A 24,992-nucleotide genomic window follows, 5' to 3' on the forward strand; every position below is an offset into this window, starting at 1 on the left:
TAATTCCAGCACTCCAATTGTTAGCACAAATGGTAAGAGTTGACACCTTCATTTATATTTGTTAAACTAGAAAATAAAAAATACCGTCCGGTCGGTTTTTAAAAAAGGGGTCAACATGAAAAAATCTATACTAGAAAAAACAAGCGATTTTGTTACAAAACAAAATCAAAGAGTACGTCAACAACAAATACGCCATCACGAAGCCATTCAAAAGCAAAGAAAGCAACAAAAAGAACAGCTTTACCAATTAACACAAGGAGAGAGTGGTATCCGACATTCTCGTTTGGGAGTGAAATGTGGATATGCTACACTTACTGGAGGGCTCATCACTACTTTGTTTAGTCCTTGGAATGGTTTAGGAATAATGACCATTAGTGGGATTACAGTTCTCTCAAACTTGTATCACATCAAACGTATAGAAGCAAAATTAAAAAGGTAGAGTGATTTTCTTAAGGAAGGCGGCTTATTAGACTGCTCAAATATTACCTTTTCTTCTTTTTTTGATAAAATAAATTTAATAAAATAGAGAGAAGGAACTCAATGGTCGCAAAAACAGAGAAATCTCAAGCAATGATTGAAAAAATTTTAACGACAGCTACACAGCTTTTTATTCAAAACGGCTATGACAAAACAAGTGTGCAAAACATAGCGCAAACAGCTGGCATTTCAAAAGGAGCCATTTATCACCATTTTCAATCAAAAGATGAGATTGTTTTTGCAGTTTTAAAACAGCGTTATCAAGTGATGGAGAAGGAATTGCTAGACTGGTTGGAATCCACCAATCATTTAACTGGAAGAGAACAGCTCAAAGAAACCTTTCAGTTTAGTTTAAAAAGTCAGAAAACTAACTACGAAATGTTGAATCACGCGCCTCTTGATGCGGAGTTCATGCTGACTATTATCCGTTACAATCTGCGTATAGGAACTCCCCTTATTGCAGATATTATAAAAAAAGGAATAGAAGATCAGTCTATCCAACCTATCCCCTTCCCTAATGAAGCAGCTGAGACAATCTTGCTTTTGACTAACTTTTGGGTAGAAGGGAGTATTTTTGAAAATTCTTCTCAAAAAATTGTTGATCGTATCTATTTTTTACAATTTATGCTTCAATCCATCGGCTTAGATATTTTTGATGAACCTTTGATCCAAGAAATTTTAAGTCAATCAAATTAAATACAATCTTTTCGTTTACTTTTAAAGCCGTGGGCAAACGTAGAGCAAGGTGACATAACAACGTAATAAAAGATAAACTAAACGATTACAGCAAAAATAGGATGGCTCCCCAAATGTTTTTTGGCGAACCATCCTATTTTATTCTATTTTCAACTTATACAAATAAACGCACAAAACTATAGAGCAACAAGACACTACCGAGTACGATACGGTATTTACCAAAGAGTGTAAAGTCGTGCTTCTTCACATAGCTAGTCAAGAAACGAATAGCAACCATGCTGACTGCAAAGGCAACTCCCATAGCGATCAAAAGCAAGAATAGTTGTCCAAAACTCAAGAGTTGACCTGCTTTAATAAATTTGAAAATCTTTAAAGCACTGGCTCCGAACATAACAGGAATTCCGAGATAGAAGGTAAACTCTGTTACGACAGAGCGGCTTGTTCCATTCAACAAACCACCAACGATAGTCGCACCAGAACGACTTGTCCCTGGGAAAAGGGCGAGAACTTGGAAGAGTCCAATGTAAAGGGCTGTTTTATAAGGCAACTTGTCTAGCTCTGTTACTGTTGGTTCAATGGCTTGCGCCTTATTTCGTTTTTCAAGATAGATAAAGGCAACACCATAGATAATCAACATAATCGCGACTGAAACCATGTTATGGAAGTTGGCATCAAACCAATCATCTAGTTTAAAAACCAATAGCAAAGGCAAGGTCGCAACCAAGACTTTTGACCATAATTGCCAAGTTCTACGAACTTCGATCTTAGTTTTACCAGATTTAAAGGGATTAAGCTTGTTAAAGTAAATGACCATAACTGCTAAAATAGCTCCAAGCTGAATAACAACATTAAACATGGACATGAAGGCTTCATTTTGGTCCTTGTATTGTACAAATTCTTCAACCAAGATCAAGTGGCCAGTACTTGAAATGGGCAACCATTCTGTAATTCCTTCAACAATCCCAAAAAAGATTGATTTCAAAATTTCAATAAAATACATACATTACTCCTTTTTCTGTCCTCTATTATAGCATAATTTCGGATGTTGCGATAGATTTTTTAGAAGGCACCGATGCTACCACCGCCACCTCCTCCTGAGAATCCTCCGCCAGAACTTCCACTTCCAGAAGATACGGAGTAGGTACTTGCTGTGTTTGCAATACTAGCGTACTGGCTCATTTGAGCAGTTGAATGATAAAACATACTATGCCATCCATAAGCCACGTAAAGATTGATATCTGGGTTCTCAACTTGAATCTGATAAGATTTCATCAAATGACTCACCTTGTCCGCATAACCAAATAAAGTAGCATAGACAAGGAGGCGATTCCAAAGAACGATACTTTCTAATTCTGCCTTGTCTAGATGGGCGATATCGCGAAGCATGTTTTCAAAACTAGTCCAGAGATAGTACGCTTCTAGTCCTTCTTCGTTTAAAACACCATCACGAGTATCAAATCGGGTCGTCCAATAATAGACGGCAGCTAACATCAAGCCCACAAACCCAAGGATAGGAAGTGGCAGGGAAAGATACCCGTGAGCATCCAAACTATACAAGAACCAGCCAAAACCAACGAAAGCAGGTAGAAGCGTAGAGACACCTATCGTCAATCGCAGGATTTTTTCTCCATTACTCAGTGAACGATAATAATCTGGAAGTTGCAAAGAGGAAACCCGCTTTCTCACCCCATCCTGCATCTGTTTCAGAGCTTGCTCGAAAGAAGACTTAAGCTTACGTCCTGTTTTCTGAATCCGTTTTTCATCAGCTGCTTTTGCACCTTGGTAAAGACTAGTTGACACTTGGTAATCTGCAAACAAATCTGAAACAAGCACTTCTTCTCTTCCTGAGAAGGCCAAATTAAGGCAATCCTTTTCAAAACTTGCCAATCCTTTTTCTTTTACGACTTTTAAACGAACCTCATCTCCATTTGAGATGATCGAAACATTTCCACGGTCAATCACATCCAACAAGGTTGCCTGAACGAGTTGGTCAAAGGTGAACTTCCCTCCTCCCTTGGTCAAGGGGCTGACTTCCTCTAAAGAAGTGGAGTAAACAGCTTCCGATAAAACCATCGGTTCTAAGTCCATTGGCGGTTCATAGAGACGGTGATTTTGGGCATATTTCTTCGATGGGGAGTTTTTTCTTCTGTAAATGCAGTAGAAAATAACACTAAAGACTAAAGAAAGCGAGAGTAGTAAAGGGATAATCCACGTAACCAGAGCTTTACTTTGAACTTTTTCAGCAGTAATGGATTCCTCTATTTTTTCAAATTCTGCTAAACGATTGCCCTTCAATCCCTGATCCAAAGCCGTTCCAAAATCTTTTCTAAGCCAATATGCATGCAATTCAACCCCACGCTGACGAGGTAGGTTCTGTAAATGAACACGATAAACACTATCTATCTTCTCTACCTTGCCCTCTGTAAAGAGTTTCCCTGTATGAAAGAAAAGTTTTTCTGCTCCATTAAAGCCCATTACTCGAAACTCAAAATTTTCGATAGGTGCTGAACTATCCGTCAGAGGTTGCCAATTAAGTTCCGCTATATCATCATATAGAAATAGGAGATTTTTTAGTTGCCATGTGATTACCACTTCAACGGTATCCCCCTCTTGGCCTGGATTATACACTTTTACAGTATACCCTTCCGATTCTTCTATCACTTCACTATTGACATTTTCAATGGCAGCAGCATTTTTCCATACCTGAACCTTCGGACTGGGATCTATTTCAAAGCCCTTTGGCATCTTACCAGAACGCCCAAGTCCTACTAGTTGTCCATTAAAGTCTTCATCAAAATGGTAGACTACTTTCTCCCTAAATTCTGCTGTATTATCTGCATGAATATACAAATCACCTTGATAAGAGCGAATCTTGAAATCAACCGCAAAAACAGAGAGTGGTAGAATACAAAACAAGCTAAATAAAAGCATGAAAAAAGTCTTTTTCACGACACAATCCCCCTTTTTATCTTTGCTATCATTATATCATTTTTTATAAGTAAAGGCTTACTTGTATTGAAAATCTCACTATTTTTCGATACAATAGAGAGAAGTCATTTTTAGACTAGAAAATAGGAGAAAACATGAAAAAATTATGCTTATCTATCCTTGCTAGCCTAGCCCTTACACTGGGACTAGTTAGCCAGGTACAAGCTGACGAATATTTACGCATCGGGATGGAGGCAGCTTACGCCCCCTTCAACTGGACACAAGACGATGATAGTAACGGCGCCGTTAAAATTGACGGTACCAACCAATACGCCAATGGCTACGATGTCCAAATCGCCAAAAAGATTGCCAAAGACTTAGGTAAGGAACCTTTAGTCGTTAAAACCAAGTGGGAAGGACTTGTTCCTGCTCTTACTTCTGGCAAAATTGATATGATCATTGCAGGTATGAGCCCAACGGCTGAACGTAAACAAGAAATTGCCTTTTCAAGCAGTTACTATACTAGTGAACCTGTTCTATTGGTCAAAAAGGACTCTGCCTATGCCAACGCCAAATCTTTAGAGGACTTTAGCGGGGCAAAAATCACTTCTCAACAGGGTGTTTACCTTTATGACTTGATTTCCCAAATTTCAGGTGCAAAGAAAGAAACAGCTATGGGTGACTTTGCTCAAATGCGTCAAGCACTTGAAGCTGGTGTTATCGATGCCTATGTTTCAGAACGCCCTGAAGCCCTGACCGCTGAGTCTGCCAACGCTAAGTTCAAAATGATTCAACCCCAACCAGGTTTCAAAACTGGCGAAGAAGATACAGCTATTGCCATTGGACTTCGTAAAGATGACAACCGTATCAGCCAAATCAACGCGAGTATCGAAACCATCTCTAAGGATGAACAAGTAGCCCTCATGGATCGTATGATCAAAGAGCAACCTGTGGAGTCTACAACAACAGAGGAAGAAAGTAGTTTCTTTAGCCAAGTCGCTAAAATTCTTTCTGAAAACTGGCAACAACTCCTGCGTGGTGCTGGCATCACACTCTTGATCTCCATTATCGGAACCATCACAGGTCTCATTATCGGACTTGCGATTGGGGTCTTCCGTACTGCTCCACTATCTGAAAACAAGGCCATCTATGGCTTGCAAAAACTACTTGGCTGGATCCTCAATGTCTATATTGAAATTTTCCGTGGTACACCGATGATCGTTCAATCTATGGTTATCTACTACGGTACAGCACAAGCTTTCGGTATCAACCTTGACCGCACACTAGCCGCTATCTTCATCGTCTCAATCAACACTGGTGCCTACATGACAGAAATCGTCCGTGGAGGTATCCTAGCAGTCGATAAGGGACAATTTGAAGCCGCAACTGCTCTTGGTATGACCCATAATCAGACCATGCGCAAGATTGTCCTACCTCAGGTCGTTCGCAATATCTTACCTGCTACTGGTAATGAGTTTGTCATCAATATCAAAGATACCTCTGTATTGAATGTTATCTCTGTGGTGGAGCTCTACTTCTCTGGTAATACTGTGGCCACCCAAACTTATCAATACTTCCAGACATTTACCATCATCGCCGTGATTTACTTTGTCCTCACCTTCACAGTGACCCGTATTCTACGCTTCATCGAAAGACGCATGGACATGGATACCTACACTACAGGTGCTAATCAAATGCAAACGGAGGATTTGAAATAATGACACAACCAATCCTTGAAATCAGACACCTCAAAAAATCCTATGGGCAAAATGAAGTCTTAAAAGACATTTCTCTCACCGTCCATAAAGGAGAGGTTATCTCCATCATAGGGAGCTCAGGAAGCGGAAAATCAACCTTCCTTCGTTCGATTAATTTACTAGAAACACCTACAGAGGGAGAGATTCTCTATCGAGGAGAAAATGTCTTAGAAAAAGGCTATAACCTCACCCATTATCGTGAAAAACTTGGTATGGTTTTCCAATCTTTCAATCTCTTTGAAAATCTGAATGTCCTTGAAAATACGATCGTTGCCCAAACGACTGTCCTTAAACGCGGCCACTCTGAAGCTGAAAAAATTGCCAAAGAGAATCTCGAAAAAGTTGGCATGGGAGAACGCTATTGGCAAGCCAAACCAAAACAACTCTCTGGTGGCCAGAAGCAACGTGTGGCCATCGCTCGCGCCCTCTCCATGAATCCTGACGCCATCCTCTTCGACGAACCAACATCTGCCCTTGACCCTGAAATGGTCGGTGAAGTCCTTAAAATCATGCAGGAGCTAGCTCAGGAAGGATTGACCATGATTGTCGTCACCCACGAAATGGAATTCGCTCGCGATGTCTCTCACCGTGTCATCTTTATGGATAAGGGTGTCATTGCTGAAGAAGGCAAACCAGAAGAACTCTTCACGAACCCTAAAGAAGAACGGACAAAAGAATTTCTTCAACGTTATCTCAACTAACAAACAAAGGCTGCATATTTCATGCAGTCTTTTTACTAACTCTTTGCAAAACAAAAGGCAGACTCACTTTAGAAGTCTGCCTGTAAGCCTAGTTTAATCTTCAAATTTTTCATGATTCTTGTCATAAAAATCAATCAAACCTAGGGCTGTTTCAAATGAAATATTTTTTACCTTTGCACGACCTTGCGCTAGAGCAATAATCGACATTTCACGCGCATTTGTTTCCTTAGAGATACGGTATCCTGTGATTTTCTTATCACGAACCCAGCCAACAACTGATTCTACTTTTTCAAAGTTTGATTTAGCCATGTTCTTCTCCTATTTCATTCTTTACGATGTTGAAATATAGCCATTTTGAGGACTATCCATTAAAAAAAATATCTATTTATTAAAAACAAATAATGAATTGTTATTACTTAGCTTTTAAAGCTGACAATATGCTTGTTCGTATATCTTCAACTCCATCAGGATTTGCTGGTAGGAAGATGGTATTATTACCCTTATTGTCCGCGAAATTATTCAAAGTATCTAAATACTGATTTGTTAATAGAATGGACATGATCTGGGCTTCCGTAAGTTCAACATTAGCTCCTTTTAGCTCTTGAATAGAATCAGCAAGTCCGTCGACAATAGCCTTACGCTGTTCTGCAATCCCCACACCGTGTAGGCGATCTTTTTCTGCCTCTGCTTCTGCCGCGGTCACAATCTTAATCTTATCTGCTTCTGCAAGTTCTTGCGCAGCGACTCTTTTACGTTGAGCAGCATTGATTTCATTCATTGATTGTTTAACTTCAGCGTCAGGCTCAACCTTCGTAATCAGTGTTTTTACAATGATGTAACCATATGTAGACATTTCTTCTGCTACTTGTTTTTGAACTTCTAATGCGATTTCATCTTTTTTCTCAAATAGTTCATCCAAGGTCAATTTCGGCACGGACGAACGCAAGGCATCTTCAATATAGGATTTAATTTGAGCTTCTGGTCTCATTAGTTTATAGTAAGCATCTGTAACATTATTCTCATTCACTCGATACTGAGTCGCCACATTCATGGTCACAAACACATTATCCTGCGTTTTTGTTTCCACGACAATCTCACTTTGCAATAAGCGCAACTGCACTCTAGCTGCAATCCTATCAATCCCAAAAGGTGCTCGCACATGAATTCCACTGTTACTCAACTTTTGGTATTTACCAAAGCGCTCGATAATGGCAACAGACTGCTGCCTTACAACATATACAGAGCTGATAATAATCGCTGATGCAATCAGCACTAGAATAAAGAGAACAAGTAAAACATGTAAAACCATGGGAATCTCCCCCTTTCGTCACCATCATTATAGCACTATTATAGGAAATTAGCAAATAATATGATAACAAATTTATTTTAGACTAGCATATTATACAAGGTTTCATTCCCGTTCAGATTGATATAGGATGGATCAAATTTCTCCATTCGATGAATCAAACCAGCATAATCATGCTTATTAGCAAGGGCTACCCCAATCAATACAGGACCTGTTCCCTTGCTTGCTCGTTTGATATATTCAAAACGAGTTATGTCATCATTTGGCCCCAAAATGTCATTTACAAACTCTCGTAGAGCTCCTGGACGTTGTGGGAAGTTCACAACAAAGTAATGCTTGATGCCATCATAAATCAAGGCGCGTTCTTCCATCTCTGGCATACGGTTGATGTCGTTATTTCCTCCAGAGATGATACAACAAATGGTCTTACCTTTAATATAGTCTGATAAAACTTCCAAAGCTGCTACGCTTGCAGCTCCTGCTGGTTCTGCTACAATTCCTTGCTTGGAATAAAGATCAATCAAAGTCTCCGAAATCAAGCCCTCATCCACTCCGATAAGCGTTTCAACATTCTTACGTGTCGCTTCATAAGTTAATTGTCCAACTTTCTGTACAGCTATCCCATCAGCAAACTTATCAATCTCTTTGAGTTTAACTGGACCTCCCGCCTCAAAGGCCGCCTTCATAGAACGGGCACCATTGGCTTCTACACCAATTACTTCGATAGCGGGATTGGTTTCTTTGATATAGGTCGAAACCCCTGCAATCAGTCCGCCACCACCTACCGGAACTAATACTGTATCAAAATCAATAGACTCTTTACGGGCTTCTTCAAGAATTTCATAGGCTACAGTCCCTTGACCAGCCTGAACATGCGTATCATCAAAAGGATCGATAAAGGTTCTATTTTCTGAAACGGTGAATTCTTGGGCCGCCTTAGCCGAAGCGTCAAAAGTATCTCCGACCAATTTGATCGTCACATAGTCACCACCAAAGAAACGAACTTGACCAATTTTTTGTTGGGGCGTTGTGATTGGCATAAAAATCGTTGCGGGAATCTTCATCTCATTACAAGTATAGGCGACACCTTGAGCGTGATTCCCCGCAGATGCACAGACTACCCCACGCTCACGTTCTTCTCTTGTTAGTTGAGAAATGGCATAATAAGCTCCGCGAATTTTAAAAGAGCGAACTCGTTGCGCATTCTCCTTTTTTAAATAGATTTTAGCTCCATATTTCTCTGATAAATAATGATCATATTCTAATGGTGTATTGACCACTACACCACTTAAAACTTTGTGGGCTTTCACCACATCTTTTGCACTTAGCATTGTCTCCTCCTCAAATACCTTTCAAGATAAAAGGCGAGTTAGGCACCCCCCAACTCGCCTTCTGTTTTTATTCTAAGAATTAATTGTAGATTTTGAAAGCATCGTCGTCATTCTTACCAACGAAAGGCATTGCTTTACGCAATTCCGCACCAACTTTTTCAATTTCAAGGTTAGCTGCTTGTTCACGGTAAGCAGTGAGTTTTGGACGTCCAGCCTTGTAGTCATTTACAAAGTCATTTGCAAATTTACCATTTTGGATATCTGCCAAAACAGCTTTCATATTTTCTTTGACTTGCTCAGTAATCACACGTGGACCTGATACATAGTCACCGTATTCAGCAGTGTTTGAAATAGATTGACGCATTTTCTTGAATCCACCTTCATAAATCAAGTCAACGATCAATTTCATTTCATGAAGAACTTCAAAGTAAGCCAATTCTGGGGCGTATCCTGCTTCTGTCAAGACTTCAAAACCTGCTTCGATAAGGGCAGTCAAACCACCACAAAGTACAGCTTGTTCACCAAACAAATCTTCTTCAGTTTCTTCTTTGTAAGTTGTTTCAAGCAAACCTACACGAGCTGCCCCAACACCTTTACACCAGTCCATGGCAATGTTTTTAGCATTTCCTGTTGCATCTTGGTAAACTGCGTAAAGAGCTGGCACTCCAAATCCTTCTTCGTAAGTACGACGTACCAAGTGTCCTGGTCCTTTAGGAGCACACATGAAGACATCTACATCAGCAGGAACTTTGATAAATTCAAAGTGGATATTGAAACCATGAGCAAATCCAACTGCATTTCCAGCTTCCAAGTTTGGAGCGATTTCTGCTTCGTACAATTCTTGTTGGATTTCGTCTGGTGCCAAGATCATGATAACGTCAGCCAATTTAGTTGCTTCTGCTACTGTGTAAGTGTCAAATCCATCTTCTTTTGCTTTTTCAAAAGATTTACCTGGACGCACACCGATGATGACATCACGACCTGAATCACGCAAGTTTTGCGCATGCGCATGTCCTTGTGAACCATAACCGATTACGGCGATTTTTTTACCGTCAAGCGCTGCTACTTTAACATCTTTTTCGTATTCCATTTGAACTGCCATAGTTTTTCTCTCTTTTCTATTTTTTATTGCCTTATAGGCTGGTTTAACAAACTTATGCTGGATTTTATACTCAATGAAAATCAAAGAGCAAACTAGGAAGCTAGCCGCAGGCTGTACTTAAGTACGGCAAGGCGAAGCTGACGTGGTTTGAATTTGATTTTCGAAGAGTATTAGTCGCGGGTAAATCCAGTTGCACCCGTACGAGCGATATTTTTAATGCCGTATGGTCGAATGACTCGTAACAAAGCTTCACTCTTTTCAGCATTTCCAGTCATCTGAATAGTGATGGAGCTTGGAGCCACATCTACTACCGTTGCACGGAAAGGTTGGATAATGGCCAAGATTTCTGCACGCTTCTCAGCAGGAGCAGATACTTTTACCAAGATAACTTCTCTTTCCAAGTGTGGTTTATCTGTGATATCACGAATGCGAATCACATCAATCTGACGATTGAGTTGTTTAATGATTTGCTCGACTTCATCATGAGAAGCCACGTCGATAATGATGGTAATGCGAGATACATCAGGATTCTCTGTCGCACCAACTGAGATACTCTCAATGTTGACCTGACGACGAGAAAGGACACCTGTAAAACGATTCAAAACTCCTGAACGATTTTGTAGTTTTGCTGTCAACATTCTACGCATGGAACTTCACCCCCAACATCTCATGATTGCTCTTACCAGCTGGTACCATTGGTAAAACCTGTTCCTTACGAGAAATATCTACCTCGATAAACATGGGCACATCCTCCAGAATGACTTCTATATCCTGCTCTATCGTCTCTGGATTATCAAATTTATAATTTTTGATGCCGTAGGCCTGTGCCATCAACTGAAAGTCAGGAAGTGTATCAAAGACTGACTCAGAAGTTCTACCCTCATAGAAGGATTCCTGCCACTGACGAACCATTCCTAGTGAGTGGTTATTCAACATAACAACCTTAATCGGCACCTTGTAGATGTTTAAGATAGCCAGCTCTTGGTTGGTCATTTGGAAACCACCGTCACCGACAAAAAGGATTACTTCTTTTTCTGGATTGGCAATCTTGGCTCCGATAGCTGCAGGAACTCCAAATCCCATGGTACCCAAACCTCCCGAAGTGACTAACTGACGCTCATTTTGGTAAGGATAATACTGAGCTGTCCACATTTGATGCTGCCCTACGTCAGTGACAACAATGGCATCTCCATTCGTCAACTCACCGATGCGTTCAATAACGGCCTGAGGTTGAACCACACGTTCTTTCTTATCATAAGAACGAACTCGATTCTTGTCCTTGGTGACTTTTTCAATCCACTTTTCAGTATTGTTATGAACAGTTGGTTCTGCCAGTAGCATCTGCAAGGCTTTCTTAGCATCACCTACCACAGGAATATCTGCACTGATAATCTTACCAATCTCAGCTGGGTCAATGTCGATATGCGCAACCTTGGCATTTTTAGCAAAGGTCTTAGGATTTCCAGTTAAGCGGTCATCGAAACGGCAACCAATACTAATCATAAAGTCCGCTTCGGTCATTGCAATGTTGGCCGCGAAAGAACCGTGCATTCCTCCCATTCCTAGGAAGAGCGGATGACTCGTTGCAATGGTACCTTGCCCCAAAAGACTAGTGACTACTGGAATTTGGTAACGTTCAGCAAATTCATTGAGCTCCTTAGAAGCTTCCGCATAGCTGATACCACCCCCTGCTAACAAGACAGGTTTCTTGGCTTTTGACAATTGCTTCAAGATTTTCTTGATTTGCATGTCATTCGGATCAAGCGTCGGTTGGTAACTTGGTAAATTCACCTCTGGTGAATAGATGAAATCTGTCTCTAAGGCAGATACATCCTTTGGCAAGTCAATCACAACTGGCCCTGGACGACCTGTAGTTGCGATATGGACAGCTTCGGTGATGATACGGGGAATGTCCGCTGTCTCACGGACCTGGTAATTGTATTTGGTAATAGGCATGGTAATACCGACAATATCCGCCTCCTGAAAGGCATCCTTCCCAATTCCTGCGCGAGCAACTTGTCCTGTAAAGACCAGAAGGGGAACGCTATCACTCATGGCATCTGCAATCCCTGTAATGGCATTTGTTGCTCCCGGTCCACTCGTAACGACGGCAACACCCAACTTTCCAGTTGATTTGGCATATCCTTCAGCTTCGTGCAAGCAACCTTGCTCATGGCGTCCCAAGATGTGGCGAATACCTTTAAAATTGTATATCGCATCATATAAAGGCAAGACCGCACCGCCAGGATAACCAAATATGGTATCGATTCCTAAATCACGAAGTGTTTCCAAAACTAGGTCTGACCCCGTCTTAGAAGAGTCTAAACTGATTTTCTCCATTGTTCCCCTTTCTCTTCTCTTAAAAATAGCTTGTTACTATCATACCATTTTTTCAAAAATTTTCAAGACAAAAGAATCAATTTTCTGAATTTTCTATCTAAATGTGTTTTTTTTGACTATTTTCCTCATTTCTATTTATACATTATCGAGATTAGGAACCTTTAGCTACTTTAATTTATCAAATGAATGTATTTTCTTCGTGAATAGAGGTAGTATTTTTAGAACCTACATAATAAAACACCTTACGTGAATAAGACAAAAATAGAAAAAAGGAAGCCACTATGTGACTTCCTTCTATTGCGAAGACAGATTATTCTTCACCTTTGTTTTTCTTGATGATTTCTTCTTGTACTGACTTAGGTACATCTTCGTAGTGGTCAAATACCATCATGAAGGTACCACGTCCTTGAGATGCAGAACGAAGAACTGTTGCGTAACCGAACATTTCAGCAAGTGGAACGTAAGCACGAACGATTTGGCTGTTACCGTGTGCTTCCATACCATCTACACGTCCACGACGAGCAGTTACGTGACCCATAACATCACCAAGGTTTTCTTCTGGAACAGTGATTGTTACAAGCATCATTGGTTCAAGGATAGCTGGTTGTGCTGATTTAGCAGCTTCTTTAAGGGCAAGTGAAGCCGCGATCTTGAAGGCAGTTTCAGATGAGTCGACATCGTGGTATGAACCATCGTAAAGCTTAGCTTTAACGTCAACCATTGGGTAACCTGCAAGAACACCATTAGCCATAGATTCTACCAAACCTTTTTCAACCGCTGGAATAAATTCACGAGGAACCACACCACCGACGATTGCGTTTTCAAATTCGAATCCTTTACCTTCTTCGTTTGGAGTAAATTCAATCCATACATCACCGAATTGACCTTTACCACCAGACTGACGTTTGAAGAATCCACGTGCTTGAGTAGAAGCGCGGAATGTTTCACGGTAAGATACTTGAGGAGCACCTACGTTCGCTTCAACTTTGAACTCACGACGCATACGGTCAACAAGGACGTCAAGGTGAAGCTCACCCATACCAGAGATAACTGTTTCACCAGTTTCAACGTTTGTTTCAACGCGGAATGTTGGATCTTCTTCAGCCAATTTTTGAAGGGCGATACCCATCTTGTCTTGGTCAGCTTTAGATTTTGGCTCAACCATCAATTGGATAACTGGTTCTGGAACGTTGATTGACTCAAGGATGATTTTAGCTTTTTCATCTGTCAATGAGTCACCAGTTGTTGTATCTTTCAAACCAACGGCAGCAGCGATATCACCTGAGTAAACAGTGTCAATTTCTTGACGGCTGTTAGCGTGCATTTGAAGGATACGTCCGATACGTTCACGTTTACCTTTAGAAGTGTTCAAGACGTAAGAACCTGAATTCAAGACACCTGAGTATACACGGAAGAAGGTCAAACGACCTACAAATGGGTCAGTCATGATCTTGAAGGCAAGAGCTGCGAATGGCTCTTCGTCAGATGCTGGACGAGTTTCTTCTTCATCTGTATCTGGGTTGATACCTTTGATCGCTGGGATATCAAGTGGACTTGGAAGGTAGTCAATAACTGCATCAAGCATCAATTGAACACCCTTGTTCTTGAAGGCAGAACCACACAATACTGGGAAGAATTCAACGTTGATAGTCGCTTTACGGATACCAGCTTTCAATTCTTCGTTAGTGATTTCTTCACCTTCGAGGTATTTCATCATCAGGTCTTCATCAGTTTCAGCGACTGCTTCAATCAATTTTTCACGGTATTCTTGAGCTTGGTCAAGGTAGTCAGCTGGAATATCTTCTTCAAGAATATCTGTACCAAGGTCGTTAGTATAGATTTCAGCTTTCATCTTGATCAAGTCGATGATACCACGGAAGTCATCTTCAGCACCGATTGGCAATTGGATTGGGTGTGCATTTGCTTGAAGACGATCGTGAAGTGTGCTTACTGAGTAAAGGAAGTCAGCACCGATTTTGTCCATTTTGTTAGCAAATACGATACGTGGTACTCCGTACTCAGTTGCTTGACGCCAAACTGTTTCAGTTTGAGGCTCAACACCTGATTGTGAGTCAAGAACAGTAACCGCACCGTCCAATACACGAAGAGAACGTTGTACTTCGATTGTGAAGTCCACGTGTCCTGGTGTGTCGATGATGTTTACGCGGTGGTTGTTCCATTGAGCTGTTGTCGCAGCAGATGTGATAGTGATACCACGTTCTTGCTCTTGCTCCATCCAGTCCATTTGTGACGCACCTTCGTGAGTTTCACCGATTTTGTGGATTTTACCAGTGTAGTAAAGAATACGCTCAGTAGTTGTTGTTTTACCAGCATCGACGTGAGCCATGATACCGATATTACGAGTTTTTTCAAGTGAAAATTCGCGTGCCATGAGGTTTGTTTCTCCTATTTATTTTTAATTTCTATTCTATTATAACACGATTTTAATAAAAACGGATAGGCAGGACCTACCCGTTCTCAATGTTTTCATGCTATTGTTGGTTTCAACTCAGCCTATTTGAGCTGGAACGGGATGCTGTGTGAAAAAGATAAACTTCCTTGTATTCATCGAATACTGCGTTAGTTTCCTATTTTCACTTTGCATCCTTGCTGTTCCTAGCATCATATTTGAACTCGGGCTAAAAGCTTAAGTTAGCTGAGTTGAACTCAATTGAACTCGGGCTAAAGTTAATTAGCCGATTTGAGCCGGAACGGGATGCTGTGTGAAAAAGATAAACTTCCTTGTATTCGTCGAATACTGCGTCAGTTTCCTATTTTCACCTTGCATCCTTACCGTTCCTAGCATCATAACTGAACTTGGGCTAAAAGCTTAAGTTAGCTAAGTTGAACTCAAGCTAAAAGTCTGGAGAAAAAGATGAATCTCATTGGTTGCAATCGCAACCTACTTCGATTCCCTATTTTCTCTGGGACTTTCTTAACGCTTTCGTATCCTATCTTACCAACGGAAGTGTGCGAAGGCACGGTTAGCTTCAGCCATACGGTGAGTGTCTTCACGTTTCTTAACAGCTGCACCAGTGTTGTTCGCAGCATCCAAGATTTCTTTTGCAAGACGGTCTTGCATTGTGTGTTCACCGCGAAGGCGAGCGATGGTTACCAACCAACGAAGTCCAAGTGTTGTACGACGTTCTGGGCGAACTTCAACTGGGACTTGGTAGTTAGATCCACCAACACGACGTGCACGTACTTCAAGTACAGGCATGATGTTTTCCATAGCTGTTTCAAATACTTCAAGTGCATCGTTACCAGTAGCTTCTTTGATTTGCTCAAAAGCACCGTAAACGATTGAAGCAGCTGTACCACGTTTACCATCAAGCATAACGCGGTTGATAAGACGAGTAACTAGTTGTGAATTGTAAAGCGGATCTGGTAATACTTCACGCTTTGGAGCTCTATTTTTACGACTCATTTCTCTTTATCCCCTTTCCTTATGCTTTTGGACGTTTAGTACCGTATTTAGAACGGCCTTGTTTACGATCGTTAACACCTGCAGTATCAAGTGCACCACGGACGATATGGTAACGTACCCCTGGAAGGTCTTTTACACGTCCACCACGAAGAAGCACCACGCTGTGCTCTTGCAAGTTGTGTCCGATACCTGGGATGTAGGCAGTAACTTCGATAAGGTTGCTCAAACGTACACGAGCGAATTTACGAAGGGCTGAGTTAGGTTTTTTAGGTGTCATTGTTCCCACACGAGTTGCAACACCACGTTTTTGTGGTGAAGAAACGTTTGTTTGAACTTTTTTATGACTGTTATAACCAACGTTCAAAGCTGGTGATTTAGATTTTTCTACTTTTGATTTACGCGGTTTGCGAACCAATTGGTTAATTGTAGGCATCTACATTCTCCTGTGTTTTTTTATTTTTGGTGATGATACACTTGGTGACAGCTACCATCTGTGTGTACTTTTGCAACATTTGTCAGCACGTCCCTGTACACTTTTGAGAGACCAAAAGTAAAAAGTACCGTCTATTATTGTAACACAATTTTTCCTTCATTGTCAAGATATTTTTCATTTTTATTCTGATCTTTTAACTCTTTGACACTAGCTTTCACCGCTTTTCTAAACCAGAAAAGGAGGCAATTCCCTTCCTCCTTTCTAGTATGGATTCCCTTCGATTCAAGTTATCGTTTCGGAATTGTTTAACCCTTCTTATCAAAGCCAACCAGATTCTTTTGCGATGTTGGCTGCATCTGTCCGATTACTAGCATCTAGTTTCGAAAGGATATTGGTGACATAGTTTCGGACGGTTCCATTTGATAGATAAAGCTGATTCGCGATTTCTTGATTAGACAAACCCTGAGCGATTCCCTTTAAAACAGCGATTTCTTGGTCTGTTAATGGGTTAGGATGCGTCATCACCACTTCCATCAATTCAGGCGAATATTCCTTACGTCCTTCGAGAACAGTGCGCAAGGTTTGCATGAGATCTGCGATGCTTCTTTCTTTTAAGACATAAGCATCCACTCCAGCCTTGACCGCACGTTCAAAATAGCCGGGGCGTTTGAAGGTCGTTACTACAACTACCTTTGTTTCTGGCTTTTCTGCTCTTATCCACTCCAAAACTTCGAGGCCTGTCTTAACAGGCATTTCTACGTCAAGAATGGCGATATCTACAGACTCCTTTTCTAAGAGTTGAATTGCTTCTTGTCCATTCTTGGCTTGTAGGACAGTCTCTACATCTGGTTGAAAGCTAAGCAACTGGCACATGGCATCTCGCAACATACTTTGATCTTCTGCAACAAGTAGTTTCATCTTAGTTTCTCTCCTTATAAGGTAGTCGAACCTGCACTTCTGTCGGATGTTTCTGACTAATCACTTTTACTTCTCCTGAAAATGGAAGGACACGGTCTCGAACGGTATGGAGTTCATCTCCTTTTAGAGAAGCAAAGCCACAGCCATCATCTCTCACTGTTAGAATGAGTTCTTTCTCAGTTCGTTCTAATTTCAAATAAGCTTTCGATGCTTTAGCATGTTTGATGATGTTGGTCACTAACTCAAGCAAAATCATGGAAGCCGTTGACTCCAATTCCTGAGTTAGGCTAGCTGTATCTAGTTGGTGATTGATTTCCGTTTCAATTCCTGCAATTTCCAGCATTTTTTTAACAGTCGCAAATTCGGAAGCAAGGGTTCTGGTTTTAAGATTTTCGATAATTGTACGGACTTCATTCATGGATTCTTTACTGATCTGATGAATTTCTTTTAATTCTTTTTCCACCTGTGGATAAGCCTGCATTTGGAGAAGCTGGAGGGCAAGATCCGTCTTCACACTCAACATAGCAAAGGTATGGCCTAGACTGTCATGAAGATCCTGACCGATACGACTGCGTTCATTTTCAGCCAAGAAAAGATTAAGCTTGGCATTTTGTTTCATCTTTTCTTCTTTTATTTCCTCTGACACTCGAATTCGATAGAGACCAAAAGTCAAGGCATCCGAAAAGACAAAAGTCACCAAGAAAAAGAGCAGTTGCCAGGGACTAACTTGATCAACCATATAAATCCCGGTTAAAATCAATGGCTGCAAGACAACAAAACTGACAAAACGCCAAGAGTGAAGAGAAATCTCATCCAGCTCATAAATGAGGAGGTTAGATAAGTAAAAGATAAACCATGTGAAACCCGAATTCAGCCAAACCGATGTATAAAAAATGTAGGCAATCATGAGCCACCAAGTCAGCCACTGCACAGTACGGTTTTGACTTAATAAAATCGAATAGAAGGCTAGGACAAATAATATTGTCCATAACAAGGTTAAAAGCGGGTACTCTCCACTGATGACACCCGCTATAGGAAAGATGATAAACACTAATGAAATATGAAACATATAATGAGTGTTTTTAAATTTTTCCAACATAGATTTATTTTACCTCAATCCGTTTTTTCAGCTGGATTACCAGTACACCAAAGAAAACCGTATAGCCTAGTACAACCAAGGAAGCAAGAATGTTAAACTCGTGGTGCTCCAAATAAGTAGAGACGACCTGCATCAGTTGATAGGTTGGGGTCAGTTTTCCAATGGATTGGAGCCATTCTGGGAAGGAACTCAAAGGGAACCAGAGTCCACCTAGGACAGCCAAAGCAATATAGGCGATATTTCCAATAACCGTCATCAGTTGGGCGCTGGGAAGCAAGCTCACCAAGACACCCATGCTGATAAAGACCACGCTTCCAATCAGCAAAATAATTCCAATCACCAACCAGTCAAGCCAAGGCAGAGTCACTCCACGGACAAAATGACCAACCGAAAAGACAACTATAATTGATAACAAGAAAGTCAGGAGGGTACTGAACAATTTTGATACATAATATTCTACCATAGATACGGGAGAATGTTGAATTAATTTTTGCCAGTTGTTTGTCTTGTCAGATTCGAGTGTGCTAGGGATGCTGAAAAAAGCACTTGACATGATACTAAAGAGCGTCATGGCAAAGAGATAGGCTTGAAGAGCGATCTCTGGAATGTCTGATCCTGACATCATACCAGAGAAAATAAGGTAAAACACACTTGGGAGTCCGATGGATAGTAAGTAGTAGACGGCTTGCCGTTTCATCAGAATGAGTTCCACTTTCATGAGACTTGTCATATTTTTCATCGTCAATCTCCTTTAATCTTGAGTCGTTTCGAAAATACTGTCTAAGAGAGTTCGATTGCGAACTTCAATTTCTTCGATCGTGCAGCCCTGTTCTTGCAAGACTTTCCATACCTGGCTGGCTTCTTTGGTTGTGAAGGAAAGAGCATTTTGCTTGATTTCAATCTCTTGAACTTGGTCTAAAGTTCTGATAAATTCCTGATAAGTTAGAGGTACCGTAAAATGTTTTTCTTGTTCTTCACCACGCATGGTATAAGGCGTCGTATCGCGAATCAATTCTCCCTTGTGGAGCACCAAAATGCGGTCAGCCGTATGCTCCACCTCTTCGATATAGTGAGAAGAATAAACAATGGTGACACCATTTTTCTTTAATTGATTAACGATTTCCCAAAAATGCTGACGTGTCGATGTATCCATGGCGGCAGTTGGCTCGTCTAAAAATAGAATTTTCGGACGACCGATTAAAGTCAACACGAAAGAGAACAAACGTTTTTGCCCACCAGACAACTTGCCCGCTAGCTGATTTTTCTGCTTGTCTGAAAATCTCAGCAAGTCATCAATTTCTTTGTCTGAAAGGCTGTAGGGATAAAGTGACTTGAAAAATGATAGAAGTTCTTTCACCTTCAAGCTTTGGACAACTGCATTTTCTTGGGGCAAGACAGAAATAAGCTTCTTTAATCGAGGATCTGTTGGTGCAAAGCCTTGAATGGCTATCTGACCTGAGCTCATGAACTTGTCGCCCAAGAGGCAATCAATCAAGGTTGTTTTTCCTGCTCCGTTAGGCCCTATCAAGGCGACACACTCACCATCGTTGATTTCAAAGGAGATGTTCCGCAAGATCTCCTTGTCTTTTATTTTCTTACTCAATTTCTCAACTTTAATCACAGTCATGGGACTCTCCTTTCAACCACTCCATTCCCAAAGGGAAAACAACGAAAATCATAAATCCAAAACCCCAAGCACCACGAATAAATTGGCGAAGCAAGGTTTGGTCAAACCAGCCAGTAAACATTTCCACTAACCATACTAAGAGTGACAGGCCGATAAAGAGATAGATGATTGCTTTTTTCATTCCTCAAACTCCTTTTTCACATCTGAGACCAATTTCAAACCTTCTCTGACAAGCCAAGACATCATTCCAAAGCCAGCAAAAAGCTCCCAAGGAAAATGATAGAAACCCTCGTCCAATCCTGAAAACATGAGATAGGTCATAACTCCTGCTGCTACTAAACTCACTGCGACAATCATTTTATTTTTCATTTCTTCTTCCTCCCGTTCCTACTTCAATTATAGTACTTTGAAGTTAGCGGAGCTAGATGCTTCTGTCACTAGGAAATATGACAAATGTCATAAACAGAGACAATGAGATAGAAACCGTTTGAAGTCTAAAAAAGGCCTGATCTTCGTTCGTTGCTCGTACAAAGGATTCTTACAAATAAAAAGAGGGCAGGATTTTTCGTCCTAGCCTCTTTCGTTTATTCTTCTTTGAATCCTTGTAATTTTAAACCAGCAATCAGTGCATTTGGCTTCTTAAAGTCTTCTATACTATCCTCAAGTGGTTCAAAGAAATAAGTCTTTTTAACTCTATCCATATCTGCTTTTTCAAGGTCAAGATCGAGAACTATCCTCACCTTCTTATTATCGGCGATAAAATATTCAACCTTAACACCAGGTTCATCCTTGATTTCAATATACTCTGGAGAGCTTTCCGCGGCTTCGCGAAAGGCTGCTTGAAATTCTTCCGGAGTAATTTCTGCAGGGATCTCCTCTCCCATTTCTCCCAACATATCCATCTTGTATCGTTTTACAACATCCGTATAAACAAAAGTCATGGTTACATCAAATTCGTTCATCTTTCCTTTAAGGACTTTGGTCGTTTCCTTGATTTCTTCTTTTACCTGACTGGCCTGACTAGATGAATCAACCGAACTTGCTGTACTACTTGACTCTGTTGTTGCGGTGTTGGTTTGACCACAGCCAGCAAGAGCAAGTAACGCTACAAAAATCAATCCTAAAACTTTCTTCATAAATCTCCTACTCCACACTAAAAAGATATGGATATACGGGTTGTTGACCTTGGTGAATCTCTACTTCAACATCTTCAAATTCTTCTGCGATTTCTTGGGCAATTTCATTGGCAAGTTCTTCGCTTCCGTCTTCACCGACATAGAAAGTCACGATTTCACTATCTTCGTCCAACATATGTTTCAAAGTTTCGGTCAAGGTTTGGTGCATGTCAGGGTTTGACACAAGGATTTTCCCATCAACCATACCAAGATTGTCATTTTCATGAATTTCCAAGCCATCGATAGTTGTATCACGAACGGCTGTTGTTACACTACCGCTGATAACATCACCAAGGGCTGCAGTCATGCGTTCTTGGTTTTCCTCGATTGATTTGCTTGGATCAAAGGCGAGAAGGCTCGTCAAACCTTGAGGAATTGTACGTGCTTCTACCACAACAGCAGGTTGTTCAAGTACTTCAGCCGCAGACTGAGCTGCCATAAAGATATTTTTGTTGTTTGGCAAGAAGATAATGTTGCGAGCATTGACCTGTTCAACAGCCTTGATAAAGTCCTCCGTTGAAGGGTTCATAGTCTGCCCACCTTCGATGACATAATCCACACCTTGAGCACGGAAGATATCTGCCAAGCCTTGACCAGCTACTACTGCGATAAGGGCATATTCCTTCTCTTCAGCTGGCTTGCTGACTTGTGCTGCTTCTTTTTCAACTTGTGCTTCGTGTTGGTTACGCATGTTGTCCACTTTAACCTTGACCAAGCTACCATATTTAAGTCCTTCTTGCATGACAAGACCTGGATCTTCGGTATGGACGTGAACTTTGACAATCTCATCATCGTTGACAACAAGGAGGGAGTCTCCAAGTTCATTCAAGTAGTTACGGAATTCATCATAGTCAAAGTCCTTAGAATAAGTTGGGCCTTGTTTGAGAGCAACCATGATCTCCGTACAGTAACCGAAGGTAATATCCTCAGTTGCCACATGACCTGCTACAGACTTGTGGTGCTCTGCATTGATCATTTCACTCATATTGGCAGGAGTTGCTACAAAGTCTTCTGAAGCACTGTATTCACCAGTGAGTGCTGAAAGGAATCCCTCGTAGATGAAGACCAAACCTTGACCACCAGAGTCCACGACACCAACCTCTTTCAAGACTGGGAGCATATCAGGAGTCTTAGCCAGAGCTCTCTTAGCACCTTCTAAGGCTGCTCGCATGACCTCAACAGCATCATCTGTCTCCTCGGCTTTTTTCTTAGCCCCAATGGCAGCACCACGAGAAACTGTCAAAATAGTTCCCTCAACTGGTTTCATAACTGCTTTATAAGCTACTTCGACACCAGATTGGAAAGCAAGAGCCAAGTCTTGACCTGTTAATTCATCTTTTTCCTTGATAGCCTGAGAGAAGCCACGGAAGAGCTGAGAAGTGATAACACCTGAGTTCCCACGCGCACCCATCAAAAGCCCCTTAGCAAGAATGCTCGCCACTTCTCCAACTGTAGAAGCTGGCTTGTCTGCTACTTCTTTGGCACCATTCTCGATGGTCATTCCCATGTTTGTCCCAGTATCTCCATCTGGAACTGGAAAGACGTTTAATGAATTGACATATTCAGCTTGCTTATTCAAACGAGTTGATGCAGCCTGCACCATCTCTTGGAATAAACTGGTAGTAATTTTTGACACGATTATTCTCCTACAACTTTGATATTTTGAATGTAGACATTCACAGTCTGAGCAGTGATTCCTAGTTGGTTTTCCAAACTAAAACGAACACGCTCTTGAATGTTTTTTGACACTTCGCTAATCTTTGTTCCGTAGCTCAACACGGTATATACATCAACTGCAATACTGCCATCTTCGGCTGCCTTTACGACGACACCTTTGGAATAATTTTCCTTCCCTAGAAGGGCTTGGAAATTATCTTTGAGGGCATTTTTACTAGCCATACCGACCACACCAAAAATCTCAGTTGCTGCACCACCTACAACGGTTGCAATCACTTCATCTGTTAGTTCGATTTGACCATCTTTTGTATTAATTTTTACAGTCATTTTTTTTTACCTCAACTAGTTGATACTTTATTTTATCATATTTCATTCCAAGTGTAAAAGCAGAATGCTGTATCGGCGGATATTTACTCTATTTTTCAAATGGTTTTATCTATAGAGCAAAAGAAAAAGACCTAGGTGGTCTTCTCATCTTTATTAAACGCGTTCAACTTTACCTGATTTCAAAGCACGAGCTGAAGCCCAAACTTTTTTAGGTTTACCATCGATAAGAACAGTAACTTTTTGAAGGTTTGGTTTTACGGCACGTTTGGTTTGGTTCATCGCGTGTGAACGGTTGTTTCCTGATACAGTCTTACGACCTGTAAAGTAACATACTTTAGCCATTGTGTTTTCCTCCTATTAGATCTAATATAGCGGATGTGCTAGCACCACATACCGTACTATGTTATCACACTTTCTTGAATTTATCAAGGGCTTAGATTATTTTTTTATTTGACGTAAACAACACCAAGTTTACCAAAAGCGACTTCACCACGGATAATCAAGGTTTTGCTTGTTGGCGCTACAGGAGCGTCTGCCTTGGCTGCACCAAAGGATGTTTCTACTTTCAAATCTACACGCCAGTGTTGCGGAACATAGACAGTTGCATTTCCGAAGGCAACCTCAATATTTAAAGTTGCAAAATCACCTAACATCTCTGCATTATCATAGTAGATTTTAGCATCTCCAAAAGCAACTTCTACTTGGTCGTCTACCAGATCTTGATCCTGCTTATAGAAGGTTCCACTGCCAAAAGCAACTTCCTTGTCAGTGATGACGGTCTCTTTGCCATTGTACCACCATTTTCTTCCATACCAATACTTACTGGAGTGAGTGAGATAGCCAACACCAAGAACCACTAAGATACTAGCCCAAAATAAAGACTGATTTGGAATAGGCAAAATGTGATAAAAATGATTGGCAGTCATGAGAGCTATTAGACCTGTAAAAACTGCTGCTGTCAGATGGCGATTGAGCAGAGATTCGATGGACTTGTAGACAAAAAAAGCAACACCAATCAAAGGCCATATTTTACCATCTAAAGAAGGAATTCCAAAATTCCCTTGCAGCAAGATCCAGGCTGCTAAAACCAATAAAACAATACCAAATGCTTTCTTTTTCATGTTTTTTACCTCATGTTTCTTAGATTTTCTTTTAGGAGGGATTGGTAATGCCGTGAGACATGAACCTCCTTGTGCGTCTGATAAAAGGAAATGGTGCCCGTCCCTGAAAAGGACTTGTCCACTGAGTAAATCTGACGGATGTTTGCGATCGTTGACTTGGAAACTCGACTAAAATAGCGAGGTAAGATGGACTCCAACTCATAGAGCTTGAGGCGAACTTCATAGGCTTCCTTCTGGTTATGAGCGTAGATCTTGCTTCCTTCTGTTTCAAAGAAGAGAATTTCTGACAGGTCTAGATAATATTCACCTGTCCCCTTGTAAAAAGTTAACCTCGGAGCCTTTGACTCTTGCAAAAGTCGTTGCAAGTCTGCAATTTCATCTGTCAAAGTGGGGGTCTTGATGACAATTTCAGTCTCCTCTAAATTGCCGTCAATCTCAATTCGTAACTTCATCACATCTCCTTTCTGACTCTACTATACCAAAGCTAAAACAGGAAAACAAGGGCAAAAAAGTAAGTGGTCAATCTAAGCCTGTAAGTGGGTGTAGGGCT

27 protein-coding genes are annotated in these 24,992 nt (G+C 41.0%); 4 read left to right on the forward strand and 23 right to left on the reverse strand.

Annotation, left to right across the window (positions count from 1 at the left end; genetic code table 11):
• Nucleotides 1-115: 115 nt before the first annotated feature.
• Together SORDD16_RS01495 and SORDD16_RS01500 are read left to right on the forward strand one after the other, a co-directional pair.
• Complete coding sequence (locus tag SORDD16_RS01495) at nt 116-439, forward strand: hypothetical protein (RefSeq protein WP_061452087.1); 324 nt, start codon at nt 116-118, stop codon at nt 437-439.
• A 101-nt stretch (nt 440-540) separates the two neighbouring features.
• Nucleotides 541-1,173 (forward strand): TetR/AcrR family transcriptional regulator, encoded by a 633-nt coding sequence (locus tag SORDD16_RS01500; RefSeq protein WP_061452088.1) that lies wholly within the window; start codon nt 541-543, stop codon nt 1,171-1,173.
• A gap of 154 nt (nt 1,174-1,327) precedes the next feature.
• Here SORDD16_RS01500 and SORDD16_RS01505 read toward each other — a convergent pair whose 3' ends face one another.
• Nucleotides 1,328-2,173, reverse strand: coding sequence for an undecaprenyl-diphosphate phosphatase (locus SORDD16_RS01505; protein WP_061452089.1), 846 nt, complete (start codon nt 2,171-2,173; stop codon nt 1,328-1,330).
• A 59-nt stretch (nt 2,174-2,232) separates the two neighbouring features.
• Entirely contained in the window at nt 2,233-4,122 is a 1,890-nt protein-coding gene (locus SORDD16_RS01510; RefSeq protein ID WP_061452090.1) for a DUF2207 domain-containing protein, read from the reverse strand.
• Nucleotides 4,123-4,256: 134 nt separating this feature from the next.
• Here SORDD16_RS01510 and SORDD16_RS01515 point away from each other — a divergent pair, with 134 nt between their 5' ends.
• Nucleotides 4,257-5,819 (forward strand): ABC transporter substrate-binding protein/permease, encoded by a 1,563-nt coding sequence (locus SORDD16_RS01515; protein ID WP_061452091.1) that lies wholly within the window; start codon nt 4,257-4,259, stop codon nt 5,817-5,819.
• Nucleotides 5,819-6,559: an amino acid ABC transporter ATP-binding protein gene (locus tag SORDD16_RS01520; protein ID WP_061452092.1), complete on the forward strand. Its 741-nt coding sequence runs from the start codon at nt 5,819-5,821 to the stop codon at nt 6,557-6,559. The genes SORDD16_RS01515 and SORDD16_RS01520 overlap by 1 nt, the downstream gene beginning before the upstream one ends.
• 93 nt (nt 6,560-6,652) lie before the next feature.
• Here the strand turns inward: SORDD16_RS01520 and SORDD16_RS01525 are convergent, their stop codons facing one another.
• From SORDD16_RS01525 to SORDD16_RS01625, 21 genes are all read right to left on the reverse strand, one after another.
• Nucleotides 6,653-6,868 (reverse strand): capsule biosynthesis transcriptional regulator, encoded by a 216-nt coding sequence (locus tag SORDD16_RS01525; RefSeq protein WP_001130035.1) that lies wholly within the window; start codon nt 6,866-6,868, stop codon nt 6,653-6,655.
• Between the two features lie 103 nt (nt 6,869-6,971).
• The gene (locus tag SORDD16_RS01530) at nt 6,972-7,868 is read right to left on the reverse strand and encodes an SPFH domain-containing protein (RefSeq protein WP_000242874.1); all 897 of its coding nucleotides are present in this window, start codon (nt 7,866-7,868) and stop codon (nt 6,972-6,974) included.
• 77 nt (nt 7,869-7,945) lie between these two features.
• Nucleotides 7,946-9,196, reverse strand: coding sequence for a threonine ammonia-lyase IlvA (ilvA, locus tag SORDD16_RS01535; RefSeq protein ID WP_061452093.1), 1,251 nt, complete (start codon nt 9,194-9,196; stop codon nt 7,946-7,948).
• A gap of 79 nt (nt 9,197-9,275) precedes the next feature.
• Entirely contained in the window at nt 9,276-10,298 is a 1,023-nt protein-coding gene (ilvC, locus tag SORDD16_RS01540; RefSeq protein ID WP_061452094.1) for a ketol-acid reductoisomerase, read from the reverse strand.
• A 170-nt stretch (nt 10,299-10,468) separates the two neighbouring features.
• A complete protein-coding gene (gene ilvN, locus SORDD16_RS01545) occupies nt 10,469-10,945 on the reverse strand; it encodes an acetolactate synthase small subunit (RefSeq protein WP_001253806.1) in 477 nt (158 codons plus the stop codon).
• Nucleotides 10,938-12,638, reverse strand: coding sequence for an acetolactate synthase large subunit (locus SORDD16_RS01550; RefSeq protein ID WP_061452095.1), 1,701 nt, complete (start codon nt 12,636-12,638; stop codon nt 10,938-10,940). Before SORDD16_RS01550 ends, ilvN begins: the two co-directional genes overlap by 8 nt.
• Before the next feature lie 310 nt (nt 12,639-12,948).
• A complete protein-coding gene (gene fusA / locus SORDD16_RS01555) occupies nt 12,949-15,030 on the reverse strand; it encodes an elongation factor G (RefSeq protein WP_061452096.1) in 2,082 nt (693 codons plus the stop codon).
• Between the two features lie 564 nt (nt 15,031-15,594).
• Nucleotides 15,595-16,065 carry a 30S ribosomal protein S7 gene (rpsG, locus tag SORDD16_RS01560; RefSeq protein WP_004250722.1) on the reverse strand — a complete coding sequence of 157 codons (471 nt, stop codon included), beginning with the start codon at nt 16,063-16,065 and terminating at the stop codon, nt 15,595-15,597.
• A gap of 19 nt (nt 16,066-16,084) precedes the next feature.
• A complete protein-coding gene (gene rpsL / locus SORDD16_RS01565) occupies nt 16,085-16,498 on the reverse strand; it encodes a 30S ribosomal protein S12 (protein ID WP_001142332.1) in 414 nt (137 codons plus the stop codon).
• Between the two features lie 318 nt (nt 16,499-16,816).
• Nucleotides 16,817-17,416, reverse strand: coding sequence for a response regulator transcription factor (locus tag SORDD16_RS01570; protein WP_061452097.1), 600 nt, complete (start codon nt 17,414-17,416; stop codon nt 16,817-16,819).
• A 1-nt stretch (nt 17,417) separates the two neighbouring features.
• Nucleotides 17,418-18,515, reverse strand: a complete 1,098-nt coding sequence (locus SORDD16_RS01575; protein ID WP_061452098.1) for a sensor histidine kinase — start codon at nt 18,513-18,515, stop codon at nt 17,418-17,420.
• Between the two features lie 4 nt (nt 18,516-18,519).
• Complete coding sequence (locus tag SORDD16_RS01580; RefSeq protein ID WP_061452099.1) at nt 18,520-19,254, reverse strand: ABC transporter permease; 735 nt, start codon at nt 19,252-19,254, stop codon at nt 18,520-18,522.
• A 12-nt stretch (nt 19,255-19,266) separates the two neighbouring features.
• Nucleotides 19,267-20,142 carry an ABC transporter ATP-binding protein gene (locus SORDD16_RS01585; RefSeq protein ID WP_061452100.1) on the reverse strand — a complete coding sequence of 292 codons (876 nt, stop codon included), beginning with the start codon at nt 20,140-20,142 and terminating at the stop codon, nt 19,267-19,269.
• Nucleotides 20,129-20,323: a hypothetical protein gene (locus tag SORDD16_RS01590; RefSeq protein ID WP_061452101.1), complete on the reverse strand. Its 195-nt coding sequence runs from the start codon at nt 20,321-20,323 to the stop codon at nt 20,129-20,131. Before SORDD16_RS01590 ends, SORDD16_RS01585 begins: the two co-directional genes overlap by 14 nt.
• Nucleotides 20,320-20,511, reverse strand: coding sequence for a hypothetical protein (locus SORDD16_RS01595; RefSeq protein WP_061452102.1), 192 nt, complete (start codon nt 20,509-20,511; stop codon nt 20,320-20,322). The genes SORDD16_RS01590 and SORDD16_RS01595 overlap by 4 nt, the downstream gene beginning before the upstream one ends.
• Before the next feature lie 215 nt (nt 20,512-20,726).
• Nucleotides 20,727-21,278 carry an SP0191 family lipoprotein gene (locus SORDD16_RS01600; protein ID WP_061452103.1) on the reverse strand — a complete coding sequence of 184 codons (552 nt, stop codon included), beginning with the start codon at nt 21,276-21,278 and terminating at the stop codon, nt 20,727-20,729.
• Nucleotides 21,279-21,285: 7 nt separating this feature from the next.
• Nucleotides 21,286-22,953, reverse strand: coding sequence for a DAK2 domain-containing protein (locus tag SORDD16_RS01605; protein WP_061452104.1), 1,668 nt, complete (start codon nt 22,951-22,953; stop codon nt 21,286-21,288).
• Between the two features lie 2 nt (nt 22,954-22,955).
• On the reverse strand, nt 22,956-23,321 hold the full coding sequence (locus tag SORDD16_RS01610) for an Asp23/Gls24 family envelope stress response protein (RefSeq protein WP_000216437.1): 366 nt from the start codon (nt 23,319-23,321) through the stop codon (nt 22,956-22,958).
• Nucleotides 23,322-23,474: 153 nt separating this feature from the next.
• Complete coding sequence (rpmB, locus tag SORDD16_RS01615) at nt 23,475-23,663, reverse strand: 50S ribosomal protein L28 (protein ID WP_001140948.1); 189 nt, start codon at nt 23,661-23,663, stop codon at nt 23,475-23,477.
• A gap of 104 nt (nt 23,664-23,767) precedes the next feature.
• The gene (locus tag SORDD16_RS01620) at nt 23,768-24,442 is read right to left on the reverse strand and encodes a LiaF transmembrane domain-containing protein (protein ID WP_061452105.1); all 675 of its coding nucleotides are present in this window, start codon (nt 24,440-24,442) and stop codon (nt 23,768-23,770) included.
• Nucleotides 24,443-24,447: 5 nt separating this feature from the next.
• Nucleotides 24,448-24,894, reverse strand: a complete 447-nt coding sequence (locus tag SORDD16_RS01625; RefSeq protein WP_000776591.1) for a LytTR family DNA-binding domain-containing protein — start codon at nt 24,892-24,894, stop codon at nt 24,448-24,450.
• Nucleotides 24,895-24,992: the final 98 nt, after the last annotated feature.

It is taken from the genome of Streptococcus oralis (genome assembly GCF_001578945.1).
In the GTDB taxonomy this organism is placed as follows: domain Bacteria; phylum Bacillota; class Bacilli; order Lactobacillales; family Streptococcaceae; genus Streptococcus; species Streptococcus oralis_Q.

Bases quoted from the DNA above. Each gene is read 5' to 3' on its own strand.
- SORDD16_RS01495 (WP_061452087.1), top strand. From the start codon at position 116: ATGAAAAAATCTATACTAGAAAAAACAAGCGATTTTGTTACAAAACAA.
- SORDD16_RS01500 (WP_061452088.1), top strand. From the start codon at position 541: ATGGTCGCAAAAACAGAGAAATCTCAAGCAATGATTGAAAAAATTTTA.
- SORDD16_RS01505 (WP_061452089.1), bottom strand. From the start codon at position 2,173: ATGTATTTTATTGAAATTTTGAAATCAATCTTTTTTGGGATTGTTGAA.
- SORDD16_RS01515 (WP_061452091.1), top strand. From the start codon at position 4,257: ATGAAAAAATTATGCTTATCTATCCTTGCTAGCCTAGCCCTTACACTG.
- SORDD16_RS01520 (WP_061452092.1), top strand. From the start codon at position 5,819: ATGACACAACCAATCCTTGAAATCAGACACCTCAAAAAATCCTATGGG.
- SORDD16_RS01525 (WP_001130035.1), bottom strand. From the start codon at position 6,868: ATGGCTAAATCAAACTTTGAAAAAGTAGAATCAGTTGTTGGCTGGGTT.
- SORDD16_RS01530 (WP_000242874.1), bottom strand. From the start codon at position 7,868: ATGGTTTTACATGTTTTACTTGTTCTCTTTATTCTAGTGCTGATTGCA.
- ilvA (WP_061452093.1), bottom strand. From the start codon at position 9,196: ATGCTAAGTGCAAAAGATGTGGTGAAAGCCCACAAAGTTTTAAGTGGT.
- ilvC (WP_061452094.1), bottom strand. From the start codon at position 10,298: ATGGCAGTTCAAATGGAATACGAAAAAGATGTTAAAGTAGCAGCGCTT.
- ilvN (WP_001253806.1), bottom strand. From the start codon at position 10,945: ATGCGTAGAATGTTGACAGCAAAACTACAAAATCGTTCAGGAGTTTTG.
- SORDD16_RS01550 (WP_061452095.1), bottom strand. From the start codon at position 12,638: ATGGAGAAAATCAGTTTAGACTCTTCTAAGACGGGGTCAGACCTAGTT.
- fusA (WP_061452096.1), bottom strand. From the start codon at position 15,030: ATGGCACGCGAATTTTCACTTGAAAAAACTCGTAATATCGGTATCATG.
- rpsG (WP_004250722.1), bottom strand. From the start codon at position 16,065: ATGAGTCGTAAAAATAGAGCTCCAAAGCGTGAAGTATTACCAGATCCG.
- rpsL (WP_001142332.1), bottom strand. From the start codon at position 16,498: ATGCCTACAATTAACCAATTGGTTCGCAAACCGCGTAAATCAAAAGTA.
- SORDD16_RS01570 (WP_061452097.1), bottom strand. From the start codon at position 17,416: ATGAAACTACTTGTTGCAGAAGATCAAAGTATGTTGCGAGATGCCATG.
- SORDD16_RS01575 (WP_061452098.1), bottom strand. From the start codon at position 18,515: ATGTTGGAAAAATTTAAAAACACTCATTATATGTTTCATATTTCATTA.
- SORDD16_RS01580 (WP_061452099.1), bottom strand. From the start codon at position 19,254: ATGAAAAATATGACAAGTCTCATGAAAGTGGAACTCATTCTGATGAAA.
- SORDD16_RS01585 (WP_061452100.1), bottom strand. From the start codon at position 20,142: ATGACTGTGATTAAAGTTGAGAAATTGAGTAAGAAAATAAAAGACAAG.
- SORDD16_RS01590 (WP_061452101.1), bottom strand. From the start codon at position 20,323: ATGAAAAAAGCAATCATCTATCTCTTTATCGGCCTGTCACTCTTAGTA.
- SORDD16_RS01595 (WP_061452102.1), bottom strand. From the start codon at position 20,511: ATGAAAAATAAAATGATTGTCGCAGTGAGTTTAGTAGCAGCAGGAGTT.
- SORDD16_RS01600 (WP_061452103.1), bottom strand. From the start codon at position 21,278: ATGAAGAAAGTTTTAGGATTGATTTTTGTAGCGTTACTTGCTCTTGCT.
- SORDD16_RS01610 (WP_000216437.1), bottom strand. From the start codon at position 23,321: ATGACTGTAAAAATTAATACAAAAGATGGTCAAATCGAACTAACAGAT.
- rpmB (WP_001140948.1), bottom strand. From the start codon at position 23,663: ATGGCTAAAGTATGTTACTTTACAGGTCGTAAGACTGTATCAGGAAAC.
- SORDD16_RS01620 (WP_061452105.1), bottom strand. From the start codon at position 24,442: ATGAAAAAGAAAGCATTTGGTATTGTTTTATTGGTTTTAGCAGCCTGG.
- SORDD16_RS01625 (WP_000776591.1), bottom strand. From the start codon at position 24,894: ATGAAGTTACGAATTGAGATTGACGGCAATTTAGAGGAGACTGAAATT.